Origin of the sequence: Serratia sp. LS-1 (assembly GCF_003719595.1) — a bacterium.
GTDB lineage: Bacteria > Pseudomonadota > Gammaproteobacteria > Enterobacterales > Enterobacteriaceae > Serratia > Serratia ureilytica.
In genome coordinates this window covers 4,213,962-4,230,516 of record NZ_CP033504.1, presented here as the reverse complement: position 1 = coordinate 4,230,516, position 16,555 = coordinate 4,213,962, and the positions used below count along the sequence as shown (strand labels likewise).

General features: G+C 60.3%; 14 protein-coding genes. 7 read left to right on the top strand and 7 right to left on the bottom strand.

What is annotated here, in order from left to right:
- Positions 1–5: 5 nt before the first annotated feature.
- From EDY99_RS20220 to EDY99_RS20210, 3 genes are all read right to left on the bottom strand, one after another.
- Positions 6–2,507, bottom strand: coding sequence for a fimbria/pilus outer membrane usher protein (locus tag EDY99_RS20220; RefSeq protein WP_033645331.1), 2,502 nt, complete (start codon positions 2,505–2,507; stop codon positions 6–8).
- A gap of 71 nt (positions 2,508–2,578) precedes the next feature.
- Positions 2,579–3,130, bottom strand: a complete 552-nt coding sequence (locus tag EDY99_RS20215) for a fimbrial protein (RefSeq protein WP_033645330.1) — start codon at positions 3,128–3,130, stop codon at positions 2,579–2,581.
- Between the two features lie 91 nt (positions 3,131–3,221).
- A complete protein-coding gene (locus EDY99_RS20210) occupies positions 3,222–3,752 on the bottom strand; it encodes a fimbrial protein (protein ID WP_033645329.1) in 531 nt (176 codons plus the stop codon).
- 757 nt (positions 3,753–4,509) lie between these two features.
- Between EDY99_RS20210 and EDY99_RS20205 the strand changes: the two genes are divergently transcribed.
- From EDY99_RS20205 to fetB, 5 genes are all read left to right on the top strand, one after another.
- Complete coding sequence (locus tag EDY99_RS20205) at positions 4,510–4,923, top strand: hypothetical protein (protein WP_033651770.1); 414 nt, start codon at positions 4,510–4,512, stop codon at positions 4,921–4,923.
- Between the two features lie 29 nt (positions 4,924–4,952).
- A complete protein-coding gene (locus EDY99_RS20200) occupies positions 4,953–6,062 on the top strand; it encodes an FKBP-type peptidyl-prolyl cis-trans isomerase N-terminal domain-containing protein (RefSeq protein WP_223524390.1) in 1,110 nt (369 codons plus the stop codon).
- 37 nt (positions 6,063–6,099) lie between these two features.
- Entirely contained in the window at positions 6,100–6,387 is a 288-nt protein-coding gene (locus EDY99_RS20195; protein WP_033645326.1) for a FaeA/PapI family transcriptional regulator, read from the top strand.
- 189 nt (positions 6,388–6,576) lie between these two features.
- Positions 6,577–7,254 (top strand): iron ABC transporter ATP-binding protein FetA, encoded by a 678-nt coding sequence (fetA, locus tag EDY99_RS20190; RefSeq protein ID WP_046687942.1) that lies wholly within the window; start codon positions 6,577–6,579, stop codon positions 7,252–7,254.
- Positions 7,241–8,014 (top strand): iron export ABC transporter permease subunit FetB, encoded by a 774-nt coding sequence (fetB, locus tag EDY99_RS20185; RefSeq protein ID WP_033645324.1) that lies wholly within the window; start codon positions 7,241–7,243, stop codon positions 8,012–8,014. Before fetA ends, fetB begins: the two co-directional genes overlap by 14 nt.
- Positions 8,015–8,050: 36 nt before the next feature.
- Here the strand turns inward: fetB and EDY99_RS20180 are convergent, their stop codons facing one another.
- On the bottom strand, positions 8,051–8,887 hold the full coding sequence (locus EDY99_RS20180; protein WP_123062024.1) for a TIM barrel protein: 837 nt from the start codon (positions 8,885–8,887) through the stop codon (positions 8,051–8,053).
- A 31-nt stretch (positions 8,888–8,918) separates the two neighbouring features.
- The gene (locus EDY99_RS20175; protein WP_069100672.1) at positions 8,919–10,361 is read right to left on the bottom strand and encodes a sugar porter family MFS transporter; all 1,443 of its coding nucleotides are present in this window, start codon (positions 10,359–10,361) and stop codon (positions 8,919–8,921) included.
- Between the two features lie 556 nt (positions 10,362–10,917).
- Here EDY99_RS20175 and EDY99_RS20170 point away from each other — a divergent pair.
- Positions 10,918–12,423: a CoA-acylating methylmalonate-semialdehyde dehydrogenase gene (locus tag EDY99_RS20170; RefSeq protein ID WP_046687940.1), complete on the top strand. Its 1,506-nt coding sequence runs from the start codon at positions 10,918–10,920 to the stop codon at positions 12,421–12,423.
- Between the two features lie 77 nt (positions 12,424–12,500).
- Entirely contained in the window at positions 12,501–13,322 is an 822-nt protein-coding gene (iolB, locus tag EDY99_RS20165) for a 5-deoxy-glucuronate isomerase (RefSeq protein WP_033645320.1), read from the top strand.
- Positions 13,323–13,360: 38 nt separating this feature from the next.
- Here iolB and EDY99_RS20160 read toward each other — a convergent pair whose 3' ends face one another.
- A complete protein-coding gene (locus EDY99_RS20160) occupies positions 13,361–14,197 on the bottom strand; it encodes a MurR/RpiR family transcriptional regulator (protein WP_004930856.1) in 837 nt (278 codons plus the stop codon).
- Between the two features lie 203 nt (positions 14,198–14,400).
- A complete protein-coding gene (gene iolC, locus EDY99_RS20155) occupies positions 14,401–16,332 on the bottom strand; it encodes a 5-dehydro-2-deoxygluconokinase (RefSeq protein WP_033645319.1) in 1,932 nt (643 codons plus the stop codon).
- Between the last annotated feature and the right edge of the window lie 223 nt (positions 16,333–16,555).

The following is a 16,555-nucleotide window of genomic DNA, read 5'->3' as shown; positions in this document are numbered from 1 at the left end:
ACGGATTACAGGGTGGCGCACGGCAGCAGCAGCTGGTCCAGCGGCTTGGCGGCGCCCGGGATCACGATGCGGCAGCGGCGTTGGCCTTCCCAGGCGACGTCCAGTTTTTCCTCCGGCTGCACGCCGGTCAGGTAAACCGAGCCGCCGTCGTTGACCACCGCGACCTCGCGGCCTTTCTCGCTCAGCACCGCGGCGCCGAACGGCGGTTCGCTGCCGTCCGCGAGGCGAATGGTGGCCAACAGCTTGCTGCCTTTCACCACCTCGAAGTGGCGGTAACCGATGGCGCCTTCGGTCAGCGTGCCTTGCACCACGGCGCGAGTGGCCTCGACGTCGTCCGCCAGCTTGTTGACGTCGATGCGGGTGTCGGTGTTGTAGTAGCTGGTGATGTCGGAAATCACCGCCAGCCCGAAACGGTTGCTGTAGGCGCGGCCGTTGTTGATCGGCACGCCGGCGATGCCGTCGGTGTCGAGCATCATGCGGCTGCCGCCGTTGCTCGAGTTCTGATGCGCCGCGATGCCGTGCCGGGTCGCAGTGAGGCCGCCGCGGAACGAGCCACCGATCGACGAGTAGCTGTCCTGCTGGTAAGAGGCGCTGGCGTTCAGCGAGCCAAACGAGGCGTTGTGGGTGTAGTACCCGCGCGCCAGCGATTTGCCGGACTGATTAAAGCCGCCGCTGACCTGCCAGGTATTGTCCGGATCGCTGTAGTCGTTGTACGACGCGGTCTGCGTGACATCGCCGTTGTTGGTTTGCAGCGCATAACCGACGCGCCGACGGTCGCCGATCGGCACGGTGAAGTTGAGCATCACGCTGTCGTCGGTGCGGCCCTGGTAATAGGTGCGGTAAGCCGACAGCGAGGCGGTGATGTTGCTGATATCGCCGACGCTGAACAGCTTGCTGGCCGACAGCCCGTAACGGTCCTGGGTTCGCGCATCCCAATAGGTCTGGTGCGAGTAGGTCAGGTAGGCGGTGATCGCCTTGGCGCTGTCTTCCGCCATAAAGGTTTTGCTGGCGGTGATGGTGTACAGCTCTTTCTGGCGGCCGTTGTAATTCTTGTCGTAATCGCCGTAACGCTCCTGCAGGTACTGCGACATGTTCATGAACTTGCGCTGCGAGAAGCGGTAGCCGGCGAAGGTGATCTGGCTGTTCAGCTCATCGAACCGTTTGGCGTAGTTGAGCTTGAACGACATGCCGCTGGCGGTCGGCTCGCCGGGCAGACGGGCGATCGACTGGGTGACGTCCAACGACATGGCGCCGAACACGTTCAGATCGCGGCCGAGGCCGAGCGCCCAGGCGTTATAGTCGCCGCCGAGCAGCGCCCCGCCATACAGCGACCAGGCGTTGCTCAGCCCCCAGGAGAAGTCGCTGGCGGAAAACAGCGGGCCCTGGGTGCGGTGGTCGTAGGCCGAGGTTTTGCCGAGCGCCACGTTGTAGCGCACGTAGCCCGGGCGGGTCAGGTACGGAATGGTGGCGGTATCCACCTGGAAGGTCGAGACGGTGCCGTCCTGCTCTTCCACCTTGACGTCCAGCTTGCCGCGCACCGAGCTGTTGAGATCCTGAATGGCGAACGGCCCGGCGGGCACGGTGGTTTCGTACAGCGTGCGGCCTTCCTGCGAGACGGTGATCTTGGCGTTGCTCTTGGCGATGCCGCGCACTTCCGGCGCGTAGCCCTGCAGGTTCGGCGGCAGCATGCGCTCGTCGCTGGCCAGATTGAGGCCGGTGAAGCGATAGGCGTCGAACACCCCGGAGTCGAGATAAATCTCACCCAGCGTCAGCTTGGCGGCCTGCATCGGCAGCGCGCGGTAGGCGTAGATCTGGTTCCAGTCGAAGCCGGTGCTGCGATCGCCGGCCTGCTGATTGTAATTGGCCTGGTAGTCCGCGCGCAGGCGCCAGGGGCCCAGGTTGGCGCCCAGCGTGCCGTAGCTGCTCAGGTTCTGGGCGGTGTTGTTGTTGTGATTCTGCTTGCCTAACTGGCCGCTCAGGTTGTAGTCCAGCAGCAGGCCGGGAATGCCGTCGTCCCACTGCTCGGGCGGCGTCCAGTCGGGATCGGAGTATTTCATCCACGCCTGCGGGATGGTGATCGCCAGCACGCCGCCGCCGATGCGATCGGAGACGGTCGCGCCTTTGATGCCGCGAATGTCGGCGCACTGGTTGTCGTGCCACAGGGTGACTTTTTTGGCCGCTTCTTCTTTCAGCGCCATTTTTTCCACCAGATCAGGCGGCAGGCACACCTGGCTGCCGCTCTTGTTATCCGGCGACGGGAAATACTGAATGCTGCGCTGGGGCAGCGTTTTCTGGTTGATCTTGATGTCCAGCAAATAAGCGCCGGGCATGACGTAGTCGGCATCGGAGAAACGCGAAAGATCCACTTTGCTGCGCTCGCCGATATCCAGGACGTCGGTATTGAATTCCGTGGCGGAAAATGCCGGACGCACCCAGAGGAAAGATAGAATGACGAGAAGAGGTAGGTGTTTCCGTGTCAGTAATGACGTCATAGCATAATCACTCATGGCAAGTCCGCGCCCAATAGCAGGTCATCCGTGCGACCTGAATACGTAATGCTGTGCAGCGCCCGCCGGCGCTAGAGATAAGACAGGGTGAATTTGGCCAGAGAGCTGAAGCCGCCCGCCCGTGCCTTATCGGGATGCAGGCGCAACTGCGCGCCAAAACGCAGCGTGTTGTCGCCGGCGACGATCTGGTAATCCGCCGTCGTGCTGCCGAGCGGGATCGGGGTGCCGGCATCGGTCAACAGCTCGATAGCCACGCCCTGCGCCTCGCCGTAAACGCCCAGCAGGGAAGGATCCCGGCTGTCGGCGGTGCCGTCGAAGGTGACGTTGGCTGCGCGATAGATGAAGTCAGGCTTCACCTGGCTGGCCAGTTCGCAGTTCACCAGTTTGATCGTGAAATGACGGCGGCTGCCGATCAGCACCGATTGCCCGTCCTGCGAGGCATCGGTCATGGAGATCAGACCGAAATCGACGGTTTGATCCAGGCTGTCGCTGGCGATGCCGCACGGCGTTTCAACGATGGTGCCGCCCAGGCTGACTTTGCCGTGGCCCTGATTTTTCACTGCCGCCGCCGCGCTGCCTACGCTGAGCGCGATGAGCAACAGGCCGCAAAGGCGGATAGTCATGCTGGCGTCTCCCTGTCTTGCCCTGTTCCCTTGCCGCTCTCGTCGGCATGCAATCAAGCGGGGGATGCCCTGAGACATCCCCTGTGGGGTATTACAGGTAAGCCAGGGTGAAGTTGGCCACGCTGGTGAAGTCGCCCGGCACCACGGCGGCGGAGGCGCTGCTGCCCTGCAGGTAAGCGGCGAATTTCAGCGAGTTGTCGCCGTTGTTCAGGCCCTGACCGTCGGTCGCCGTGCCCAGTTCCACTTCCTTGGAGTGCAGGTTGTCGTAGATCACGATGCCGGCGCCGGTTGCCGTGCCGCTCAGGGCCAGCAGTTTGTTGTTGACCGGATCAGGCGTGCCGGTAAAGGTCACCTTGACGTTTTTCATGGTGGAGATGGAGCAATCTTTCAGTTCGATGTTGAAAGGTTGCATGCTGGATTTACCCTGGTTAGCCAGGATGCGGCTGCTGATCTGGCCCATTGGTACGGTTTGGTCAACGGATTCCGGCGCGACGCTGCATGGCGCATCGATAATTTCGCCGGTAAAGGTGACTTTACCGCTGCCCTGATTAGATGCGGCGTGAGCAACAGATGCAGAAGCGAAAGCAATCACGGTTGCCAGCATTAATTTATTCAGTTTCATTTCTCAGGTTCCTGTAGAGAGTTTTTAAATAAAAAGAACAGCACATCTAAATCCCCCGCAGCGGCGGCAACGTCATGTCGCCGGCCGTACGGTTGGAGCCAGATCCTTTTGCTCTGGGCAATACGCCAACATCCGTTATTTATGAGAAATAACGAGATTGGGAAAATCGACAATGGATTTTCTGGTAAATAAAATACGAGTTTTACGTGTGGCGTGTTGCTGGGAATATTCTTGCAAATAATAGTATTGCTTGGAAATAGATTTTATTAAATTAAGTCAAATTCAGAATATAAAACCAAAAGGAAAAAGAAATATATTTGCTTTAAAACCAATAGATCGTATACAAATATTATCCAGTATAAATCACTATATAAATAACGATATGCGAGATATTAGATCGGGGGAAATAGGCTGATACCTACAATTCGCCATATTGTTTTGCTAATATCGCCCTGAGGCAGCAGATGATGAATTTCCCTTTAGAAACAAAATATAAAACATAATCTATTGTTTTTATTGTTGTTTCGTGGTTTTCTTCCCCTAAGGGATTGGTTTTTTTATTCGTGTTTAGCCCGCGTTTAGGTCTAATTCATTAACAATTAAATAACAATGTCATCGGTAGTGAATTATTCTATCGCACTGCGGTATAGGGATTTTTCACTGCCTAACCCATTTTGATTAATCAAATTAAGGCATGTGCTGTTGCCGTTCGCCACATAATGATGACCTAAGTGACAATTAAAGGATTATAAACGGAATGATAACGATGATTAATGCTTGCGGCGGCCGCCGCACGGTAGTTTCTGCTATATTTTTACTGTCTGTCATGTCGCTGTCAGGCTGCGTGGGCGGTAGCAAGACAAACCTGAATTCCGTGAAAAAACTTTCACAGAACAATCCTAATGATAAATCCGATGAACAACGTATCGCGCTTTGCCAGCAACGGGTTAACTCATTAAAAAATATTAATCCGCAGAGTTACCAAAAACGCATTGCCTATTTTAACGGTCTGCTTTCCAACGCTTCCGGATATGCCGGCGTGCGCGGCAATGTGGATGAAAGCACCCGTAAAGCGATTGATGCTCTTTATCAATATAAAACCGAGAAATTCTGCGCCGACGTTGAACATGAGCTGATGTCCGATCTGTCCAACCGGGTCGAGAATCTGTAGCCATGAAGCGATGCGCGCAAAGATGGGCGATGGGGCTTTGGCTGTTGGCGCTGAGCGGCGCCGTTTGCGCCGCTGACGACGGCATTCCCGCCCTGTTGAAATTTGCCGAACAGCGGCAGGCTCCGCCGGCCGCGCTCAAGGAGGAAACCGCGCGTAAACCGGCGCCCGCACCGGCCGCCAAACCGGCCGCCGTCGCGGGGGCAGACGGCGCTCGTTTAACTTCTCTGAAGCACTCTGTGCAACAGCAGGCGGAGAAAATCCGTCAGCTGGAGCGCCAGTTGGCGGCGGCTCAGGCCGCCGCGGCGCCGAAAAGCGCGCGGACCGATGTCGATATTCGGCCGCTGGCCGATGCCCTGAAGGCGTTGCGGCAGGCCGTTGCGCCGTTGCCTGAGGTCACCGCGCTGGCCGCTTCGCTCACGCGGGCCGAACAGCGCAGCGCAAGCTTGACGGCGCAGTTGGCACAGCAACGACAGCGGGTAGACGCCTTGCTGGCTGAGCGGCGGCAGGCGGCTGAGGCCCCGGTGCTGGCCAGCGAGGCGGACAAGCAGGCGTATGCCGCCGGCGTATCGCTGGGGCGCGATATTTTGCATCTGCAACAGGAGAACCGGCGTGCGGGACTGGAGGCGGATCGGCGGCTTTTGCTGGCGGGCATCGCCGATACCCTGGCCGGGCGGTTGCGGCTGGATGAGGCCGCCATCGACAGCGCGCTGCGCACGGCGCAGCAACGTTTGCAGCAGACGCAACAGACACAGGCTCCCCCTCCGGACGGCAAGGCCTATCTGGCCGATTTCGCCCGCCAGGAGGGAGTCAAGCAAGATGCGCTCGGTTTCTACTACCGGGTGGACTATGCCGGCAGCGGTGCGATCGGCGCCGACGATCGGGTGGATATCGTGGTGCGCGAAAGCCTGACCGACGGCCGGGTGATCAAAGACATGGAGCTGGCGGGAACGGTGATCTCGCAGCCATTGACGCGCTATCCGCCGCTGTTTCGCGCGGCTATCGAGAAGCTGCAGCGCCACGGCTCGATCACGCTGGTGGTGCCGCCGGCGCTGGCGTACGGCAAGCAGGGCAGCCCGCCGGCGATCCCTCCGGACGCCACCATGATTTATACCCTGCGCATCGCTGACGTGCAGTCGTGAGCGGGGAGCTCAGCAGTAACCACTCAGGAGGAATGCTATGGCCAAGGCGCCGAAAACGTTTGAAAGCAGAAAATCGCTGATGCTGAATGTGTTGCAAGGATTGTGCAGGGATCGTGTGGAAGGCTCCGGCGGCCATCATCCCCCGCCGGAGCAGTGGCCGAAGACCCGCGAGCTGGCTGATAAATGCGGTGAAAACATTTATACCACCCGCACCCTGCTGCTGGCGCTGGAAAAGGAGGGCAAGGTCCGCTGCACCCACCGCAGCATCAACAATTCTCTACGCTGGTACAGCTGCGACGAACAGGCAGCGATAAAAAAAGAGTGATTCGACCCTGACGGTCGCTTTTGACTATCTTACAGCTAAACATTAATTAATCTTATTATTTGGCGGGGCGTTTCGCTCCGCCAATCCTCCTCTCAGCTTTCCGCCCTCCGCGCAGGCATTGCTAAGATGTTTTTTGCGACCATATACTTATCGCTCAGACGGGAACAGGTGTAGGGAGCTGGCATCGTAATGAAGGAAAAGAAAGACATACTGAGATTGGATGATATTCATTATCAAATAGACCGCCAGGTGATCCTGGACTCCGTCTCTTTCACGTTGGGTGAGGGCGAGTTCAAACTGATCACCGGGCCTTCCGGCTGCGGAAAAAGCACGCTGCTGAAAATCATCTCTTCCTTAATGAATCCGACCAGCGGAAGCCTCTATTTTGACGGCCAGGCGATCGACGAGATGTCGCCGGAGGCGTATCGCAAGCAGGTCTCTTATTGCTTCCAGACGCCGGCGCTGTTCGGCAATACGGTTTACGACAATCTGGCGCTGCCGTATCAGATCCGCCAGGAACCGCCGGCCGAGCGAAAAATGAAGGCCGATCTGGCGCGTTTCGGCCTGCCGGAGGCGATGCTGACGAAAAGCATCAATGAACTGTCCGGCGGGGAGAAGCAGCGCGTGTCCCTGATCCGCAACCTGCAGTTTATGCCGCGGGTGCTGTTGCTCGATGAGATCACCAGCGCGTTGGACGAGGAAAATAAGCGCAACGTCAACGAAATCGTGCATCAGCTGGTGGCGGAACACCGGCTGGCGGTGCTGTGGGTGACGCACGATACCGAAGAGATAGCGCATGCGGACGAGGTGATCACCCTGCGCGCGCACAGCGCCGAGCCACAGGAGCAACAGCATGAATCAGCATAATATCACCAACGAATCCTTGGGCTTGTCGATGGTGCTGGTGGTGGTCGCCATCCTGATCAGCCACCGGGAAAAGCTGGCGCTGGAAAAGGACATCATCTGGAGCATCTGCCGCGCGGTGGTGCAGCTGATCATCGTCGGCTACGTGCTGAAGTATATTTTCGACCTGGATAACGCCGTTCTCACCGTGTTGATGGTGCTGTTCATCTGCTTTAACGCGGCCTACAACGCCAAGAAACGCAGCAAGTACGTCGAACACGCGTTCGTGACGTCGTTTATCGCCATCACCACCGGCGCGGTGCTGACGCTGGCGGTGCTGGTGTTGACCGGCTCCATTGAATTTACGCCGATGCAGGTGATCCCCATCTCCGGGATGATCGCCGGTAACGCCATGGTGGCGGTGGGGCTGTGCTATACCAACCTCGGCCAGCGTTTCAAAAGCGAGCAGCAGAAGATTCAGGAGATGCTCAGCCTGGGGGCGACGCCCAAGTTCGCGTCGGCGGCGCTGATCCGCGACAGCATCCGCGCTTCGCTGATCCCGACCGTCGACTCGGCGAAAACCGTTGGGCTGGTCAGCCTGCCGGGCATGATGTCCGGGCTGATCTTCGCCGGCATCGATCCGGTGAAAGCGATCAAATATCAGATTATGGTGACCTTCATGCTGCTTTCCACCGCCAGCCTGTCGACCATCATCGCCTGCTATCTGGCCTACCGTAAGTTTTACAACGAGCGCCATCAGCTGGTGGTCGGCAACCTGAAGTAACGCCATGAAAAACGGCCTCCGCGGAGGCCGTTTTTTTTACCCTTGCAGCAGGGCGATGCTCTGGCGGATTTCCCGTTCGATATCCGCCCCGCTCCAGCGGTCCAGCTGTGAAGAGAACGGTTCGAAAGCATAGACGCCGGTGTAGCCCAGGCGTTCCAGGTTCTGCACCTGGCGGCGGCTCTCCAGCCGATCGCCCTCGCTCAGCATGATGCGCTCTTCGTCGCTCAGCGCGCCTTTATCCCGCCCATCCTCCACGCCGGACAGATGCACCAGGCCGATCTGCGCCACCTGGATCTGCGCGTCGAAGTCGGCCTGCGCCACATCGCTCAGATAGTGGTGGAACGTATCGAGCACGATGCGGTACGGCGCGCCCGAGTCGCGGATAAGCGCCTGGGTCAGCAGCGACGATCGCAGCGAACTGATGCCGAAGCCCAGCGGCTCGACGTACCCCTGTACGCCATAGCGCGCAAACAGCGGCGCCAGCAACCGCAATGCCGCGAGGGTGTCGTCGCGTTTTTGCTGCTCGCTGCGTTTGTCATCAGCGCTGCAGTGCGGGCACAGCACCAGCGCCCGGCTGTGGATGGCCTGCGCTTGCGCCAGCAACGCTTCGGCGCGCTGCAGCAGCGCCGCCGGGTCGTCTACCCGATTGAACATGCCAAGGGCGTTGATCGTGACGATCTCGATGCCGTATTGCGCGGCGAGCGCGTTGAGCTGCGCGTCGCTCAGATCGTCAGTTACCTTGCCGCTGGGCATGTCGTTGCGTAGCTCAACTTTGCTGAGCCCGCAGCGTTTCACCAGGCGGAAAAAACTGTCCAGATCGAGATTCGGCGCGATCTTGCGGTTAATGCAGAAGCGGTCCAGCGCAATGTTCATGGGCATGACTCCAGCGGTCAGGGTTGAGAGATCAGGATTTGCCGTTTTCCAGCGGCAGCGGCTTGCCTTCGGGCTGGGATTGGCGGTGGCGTTTGGCCAGCACCACTTGCTCCATTTTTTCCAGCGAGACGCCTTTGGTTTCCGGGATATAGCGGCCGATGAACCAGTAGCTGAACAGGCAGCAGGCGGCGAAGATCCACATCGGGAAGGCGCCGTGGAAATGCGAGAACAGATACGGGTGGTCGTTGATCATCGGGAACGACTGCGACACTGCGAAGTTGGCGACCCACATGCAGCCGACGGCGATGCTCATCCCCTGTGCGCGCATGCGGTTCGGGAAGATCTCCGACACCAGCACCCAGGCGCCGACGCCCCAGGAGAGCGCATAAAACACCATGAAGAACAGCATGCCGAACAGCGCGAAATAGCCGGTGGCCTGGGTGTAGAGCGCGTACGAGGTGAGCAGCAGGCCCGCGATGGCGCCCAGCGTGCCGTAACGCATCAACGGAATGCGGCCCATGCGATCCATCAGCATGGCGCCGATGACCGAACCGACCAGCTGCAGCACGCCGATCCAGATGGTCTGGAACAGCGCTTCCTGCGCGTTTTCGGTGACGGTTTTCAGCACCACCGGCGCGTAGTACATCATCACGTTAACGCCGGTGACCTGTTGCAGCATGGCGATCATACAGCCGACGAACAGGATGAAACGCACCCGCACATCGCCGTAGTTCAGCTTCCGGTGCTGCTGCTGTTGATCCTGCTGCAGCGAGTCTTTGATTTCTTTCAGCAGATTCTGCGCGTGGGCGGCGTTGGAGACTTTGGTCAACATCGCCAGCGCCTGATCGTCGCGGCCCATCATCACGTTCCAGCGCGGCGATTCAGGAATGACGAACACCAGGATGCAGAACAGAATGCAGGGGATCACGCCCGAGGCGAACATCCAGCGCCAGCCCATTTCCACCAGCCAGGCTTCGCTGGCGAGGCTGGCGATTTTGAAGTTGACGTAGAAAATCACGATCTGACCGAAGACGATGGCGAACTGCTGCATGCTGAGCGCCCGCCCGCGCATGTCTTTCGGCGACACTTCCGACATGTACATCGGCGACACGGTGGCGGCGATGCCGACCGCCAGCCCGCCGATGATGCGGTAAATGACGAACCAGGTGAAGGTCGGGGCCAATGCGGCGCCGACGGCGGACACGGTGAACAGCAGCGCCGCCAGCATCAGCGCCTTTTTACGGCCCCAGCGCGCCGCCAGCGGCCCGGCGGCGAAGGCGCCGACCACGCAGCCGATCACCACGTTGGAGACGGCCCAGCCGGTTTCGGCCGGGCTGAGATTGAAATAGGTTTTCAACGCTTCGATCGCGCCGGAGATCACGGCGGTGTCGTAGCCGAACAGAATGCCGCCCAGGGCGGCGATGCCGCAAATTCGCAATATGTAACCGGTATTGTGCTTACGCTGATATGACATGTGTTGCTCCGATTTTTATCCTGGCTTCCGTCCGCACGGTTGGGGTGTCGGGAAGAGGGCGAGCGGAAGGGTGTGAACCGTGCCTGTCATCAAGGCGATGTCGTTGATAAATGCTGGAACAAACAAGAACATTTATTTCATAATTAGTGAATAATGGAATATTGATTTTTAGATCCAGTTCAAAAAAAACCGTCGCGAGCGATCCGGGCGCCTTGGGCGCTCGGAGGGAGGCGGTAACGGCCGCAGGTCAGGCGCAGTGCGGATTTTCTGTAGCAAAGTCAGTGTGCATTAGCGATGGACTCTCCTGCGAAACCGCGCCTTGATTGGCGCGGTAATGAAAGCGCCAACCCGATCGACACCGCAAAATTGCGACCTCACGCACTAAAAACAAATTTTTCAAAACAATTTATTTGAAACTTTTTTTTCAATGAAATAGAGTTTGCTGCATCCGGTCAGGATGTAGCCGGCTTGCCGACGGGGTTTGGCGAGCGGGACGATTAACGCCGCGCCGCCTGCGTGTGGCCAGGCGACAGCGGACTTGAAAAGAGGGCGTGACATGAAAACCGTGGGTAACTTTATTGACGGGCAGGTGTGCCTGAGCAGCAGCAATCAGACCGTCGACGTGCACAACCCGGCCAGCGGGCAGGTTGAGCGGCGCGTCACGCAGAGCACCGCCGCCGAAGTCAAGCAGGCCATCGACGTGGCCCACCGGGCGTTCGCCGACTGGTCGCGCACTACGCCGCTGCGCCGCGCGCGCATCATGTTCAATTTCAAGGCGCTGCTGGAACAGCACCGCGACGAGCTGGCCGAGCTTATCGTCAGCGAGCACGGCAAAGTGTATTCGGATGCGCTGGGCGAACTGACGCGCGGCATGGAAGTGGTCGAATTCGCCTGCGGCATCCCGCATCTGATCAAAGGCGAGTACTCGCCGGACGTCGGCAGCGGCGTCGACAGCTTCTCGCTGATGCAGCCGCTGGGCGTGGTGGCGGGCATTACTCCGTTCAACTTCCCGGCGATGGTGCCGATGTGGATGTTCCCCATCGCGCTGGCCTGCGGCAACACCTTCGTCCTCAAGCCGCCGGCGCTGGTGCCTTCGGCCTCGGTGCGCCTGGCGGAACTGTTGAAGGAAGCCGGTTTGCCGGACGGCGTGTTCAACGTGGTGCACTGCGCCAATGAAGATGCGGCGCAGCTGTGTACCGATCCGCGCATTCAGGCGGTGAGCTTCGTCGGCTCCTCCACCGTGGCGGAACATATCTATACCACCGCCAGCGCGCACGGCAAGCGGGTGCAGGCCTTCGGCGCGGCGAAGAACCAGGCGATCGTCATGCCGGACGCCGATCTGGACGCCACGGTCAACGCGCTGATGGGCGGCGCGTTCGGCTCTGCCGGCGAGCGCTGCATGGCGTTGCCGATCGCCGTGGTGGTCGGTGACGACACTGCCGATAAACTGATCGCCAAACTGAAGCCGCTGATCGCGCAGCTGCGGGTCGGGCCGGGCTTGCAGCAGGGCGGCGAAGAGAATGAAATGGGGCCGCTGGTGTCGTCCGCTCACCAGAAAAAGGTGCTGGGCTACATCGATTTGGGCGTGGAAGAAGGCGCCACCCTGGTGGCCGACGGCCGCAACTATCAGGTGCCGGGCTATCCTGAAGGCTACTACGTCGGCGGCACGCTGTTCGACCATGTGACGCCGAACATGCGCATCTACCGCGAAGAGATTTTCGGGCCGGTGCTGGGCATCGTACGGGTGCCGGACTACCGCACCGCCATCGACACGGTGAACGGCCACGAATTCGGCAACGGCAGCGCCATCTTCACCGGCAGCGGCCACTATGCGCGCCAGTTCGTGCAAGACGTGCAGGCCGGAATGGTCGGCGTCAACGTGCCGGTGCCGGTGCCGATGGCGTTCCACAGCTTCGGCGGCTGGAAGCGCTCGGTGTTCGGCGCGTTGAACGTGCACGGCACCGACGGCGTGCGCTTCTACACGCGCATGAAGACCGCCACCGCGCGCTGGCCGGCCGGGCAGCAGACGGTGTCCGAATTCAGCATGCCGACGCTGGGCTAAGCGCTTTCACACTCAGGCCAGGCCGTTGCTCCTTCGGAGCAACGGCCTTTGCACTGCGAGTTAACAGGAGAATCGAAATGTCTTCACTGCTTGCCAAATGTCAGACGCCGAACGCCGAGGGGCGTATCCAGCACGTGACGCCGGAAAATGCCGGTTGGCGCTATGTCGGCTTTGACGTTTACCGCCTGGCTGCCGGGCAGTCGCTGCAGCTGGAATGCGGCGACAAGGAACTGTGTCTGGTGCTGGTGGCCGGTATCGCCTCCGTCGCCACGCGGCGCGCTGAATACCCGCATATCGGCAAACGCATGAGCCCGTTCGAGCGCACGCCGCCGTATGCGGTGTATGTGCCGCACCACGATCGCATCGACGTGCGGGCGGAAACCGATCTGGAGCTGGCGGTGTGCAGCGCGCCCGGCGGCGGCCACCTGCCTTCACGGCTGATCACGCCGGCGGATATCGGCGTGGAGCGGCGCGGCAAGGGGCGCAACCAGCGGCTGGTGCACAACATTCTGCCGGACAGCGAGCCGGCCGACAGTCTGCTGGTGGTGGAGGTTTACACCGACGAGGGCAACACCAGCTCCTACCCGAGCCACAAGCACGATCAAGAAGACTCGCCGGACGAAACCTATCTGGAAGAGACGTACTATCACCGCATTCAGCCGGAGCAAGGGTTCTGCATGCAGCGCGTCTATACCGACGACCGCACGCTCGACGAGTGCATGCCGGTCTACAATCGCGACGTGGTGAAAGTGCCGCGCGGTTATCACCCGGTGGCGACCCTGGCGGGTTACGACAACTATTACCTCAACGTGATGGCCGGGCCGGTGCGGCAGTGGAAGTTCACCTGGGAAAAAGACCACGCCTGGATTAACGGCGACGGCTACCCCGCCGCGCAATAGGCGCTTGAGGCCCGGCTTGCCGGGCTTTTTTGTCAGCTTTACTCGTCCCGGGCGTTATTCAGCGCCAGCGAGACCGCCAGCGTCTGCGCCAGGCACATCGAAGCCACCTGCGAGCGGAACCCGTCCACCTGCGCTTCGCGCACCACGAAACAGACGTCGCTGAAGGCGGCCAGCGGGCTGACCTGGCTGTCGGTGATGGCGATCTGCTGCGCGCCGCGCTTGGCGCCCAATTCCACCAGTTCCACCGCCTCGCGGGCGTACGGCGAATAGCTGATGGCGATCACCACGTCCTTCGGTTTCACCATGCTCAGCTGTTCGGTGAACATCCCGCCCAGGCCGTCGATCAGAAACGCGCGGCGCTCCAGATGGCGCAGCGCATAGGTGAGGTAGGAAGCGACGCTGAACGAGCGGCGCAGGCCGATCACGTAGATGTTTTCGGCGTTGTTGAGCAGCTCGACGGCGCGATCCAGCTGCTCGGGGGCGATCTGCATCGCCAGCTGCTGCAGCGCCTGCGCGTTGACCATGGTGAACACGTTGAGAATCTCCGCCGGTTTCTCCGGCGCGACGTTGTCGTCGGTGGAGGTTTGGCGGAACAGGCGCGCGCGCTCGGTATAGTTCACCGTCTCTTCCATCAGATGCTGACGGAACACCTGCTTCATTTCGTTGAAGCCGCTGAAGCCGAAGGCGTTGGCGAAACGGATCAGGGTGGAAGGCGGCACGCTGGCCTGTGCGGCGATGGAGGCAACGGTATCGAAAGCGATGCTGTTACTGTTATCCAAAATGTAGCGCGCCACCTGCTTCAAACGCTTGCTCAGCGTTTCATAACGGTGGCGGATCTCGTCCTGTAACAGCGAAAGTTGAGTTGGGTTGTTCATCCATTCGGCTCGCAGTGGGGTGAAGGCGCATTGGCCTGACGCCTGAAATATTGACAGGGTATTTTAACAGACGGAGCGGAAATTTCATTTCCTCAAAAAGCGATTTATTCGATCGCACATTGCGCGACTTCACAGAAAATGGGCAAAAAAATCCCCTTAAAGCGGCGAAATGGCCTTAAGGGGACGTGAACCTGCTGTTGCTGTCAGTGCGCGCCGCCCGCCTGCGGACGGTACTGGCGCCAGAAACCGATCAGCGTCAGGTATTTTTGTTTCACCTGCTCGATCAGGGCCGCGTCGTCGATTTCCCCCTGTAGCCAGCGGCGCGAAGGTTGGCCGAAAATGGTGCGGCCGACGGCGAAACCTTTCACCCAGCGCGCATCTGCGGCGGCGGCAAAGCCCGCCTTCAGCACCGCCTCCGGGGAGTCGAGCCCCAGGATCAGCACGCCGCGGCAGTCGGGATCGCAGGCGTCGATCAGCGCGCCGACCCGCTGCCAGTTTTCCGCGCTCAGCGGCGGCAGTTTCCACCAGTCCGGCTGAATGCCCAACTGGTAGAAGTGTTCAATCATCTCCAGGTAATAGCGCTCGTCCTTGTCGGCATTGCCGTCCGGCAGGATCACCTCCAGCAGCAGCTCATGGCCGGATTTGCAGCAGCCGCGGTAGACGTCGGCGATCAGCGCATCCTGTTCGCGGCGCAGTTCCGCCGCGTCGTGTGGGTGATAAAACACCAGGCACTTCACCACGTGCTCCTGCGGCCAGTCGATCAATTGCGAGCCGATATTGCCGTGCTCCAGGCGCAGCGGGCGCGAGCTGGGCAGCTCCACCGGCCGGCCGATCCACCATCCCTGGCCGGTGATTTCGTTCAGCGCCGCCTGCCCGTAGGTGGTGTCGGCCAGAATGCCGCTGTTGCCGTTGAGCCCGGCCTGCGCGGCGGCCTGTCGCGCCGCAGTGAGCAGCAGGGTCTTCAGACGCGGGATGCGTTCCTCGCCGACGCCGGCTTCGCGCGCCATGTCCGCCAGCTGCTTGCGGTGATCGAAGGCGAACACGCACAGTTCCGGCCACTGTTGCTTGCGGGTGGTGACCCGGTGCAGGTGGTTCAGGCGCGCGTCGCGGTCCGGGCGCGTGACCTGTTGTTCACGCTGCAGGTAGTCGTCCAGCTCCCGTTTGGTCGGCATGGCCGGCGCGCAGCCGTGGCGCGAGACCACCAATGCGCCGCAGGCGTTGGCGTAGCGGCAGGCCTGATCCCAACCCTCATCGTTCAGATAGCCGCGCAGCAGACCGGACATAAAGGCGTCGCCGGCCCCCAGCACGTTCAGCACCTCCACCCGCACGCCGGCGTGCAGCTTCACCTGCGCCCAGTCGTCGGCGATGTCATCTTCGAACACCGAGCAGCCCTGCGCGCCGCGCTTGCACACCAGCGTGGCCGCGGTCGTCCGGCGCACGTTTTTCAGCGCCGTCAGCGTATCGGTGCTGCCGCCGGCGATATGAAATTCCTCTTCGGTGCCGACGATCAGATCGAAATGGTGCAGCACTTCCTGCAGCTCGCGGGTCACCTGTGCCGATTCCACAAAGCGGGTTTCGCCGTCGCCCAGCGACGTCAGCCCCCACAGCACCGGGCGATAATCGATGTCGAGCGCGGTGCGCAAACCGTGGCGGCGCGCGTATTCCAGCGCCTTCAACACGGCGGCGCGGGTGTTCGGGTGCGACAGGTGCGTGCCGGTGATGGCCAGCGCGCGCGCGCTGGCGATGTAGGTTTCGTCGATGTCGTCCGGCGTCAGCGCCATGTCCGCGCAGTTTTCGCGGTAGAAGATCAGCGGGAAGGTTTCCTGATCCTTGATGCCGAGGATCACCAGGCCGGTTAACCGGTGTTTGTCGGTGATCAGACAGCGGGTATCGGCCCCGACGCGCTGCAGCTCTTCACGCAGAAAGCGGCCCATGTGTTCATCGCCGACGCGGGCCAGCATGCCGGATTTCAACCCCTGAATGGCGGTGCCGTAGGCCACGTTGCCGGAAGAGCCGCCGAGGTATTTGGCGAATGTGCCGGCGTCTTCCAGACGCGCGCCGATCTGCTGAGCATAGAAATCGACGGCGATGCGCCCGAGACAAATGACATCAAGCTGTTTTTCTTGTGTAGCCATACCCGTTTCCTTCTGTTTAAGCAAAACTCCGGCGGCGGCCCGAGCGTGGCGCCTTGCAGGAAGCATGGGAACAGTATGGGGAATGAAAATTTCAATTTCAATATGGAATGAAATTTACACCCCAAAAATGTGATGCATTTAAAACATCGACGGAGGAGCGGAAAAAGCGGATTAAGTCGCCATGAGAGGGTGGCGGAGGGCGTGTGGCAAAGAGGCGCCGGGG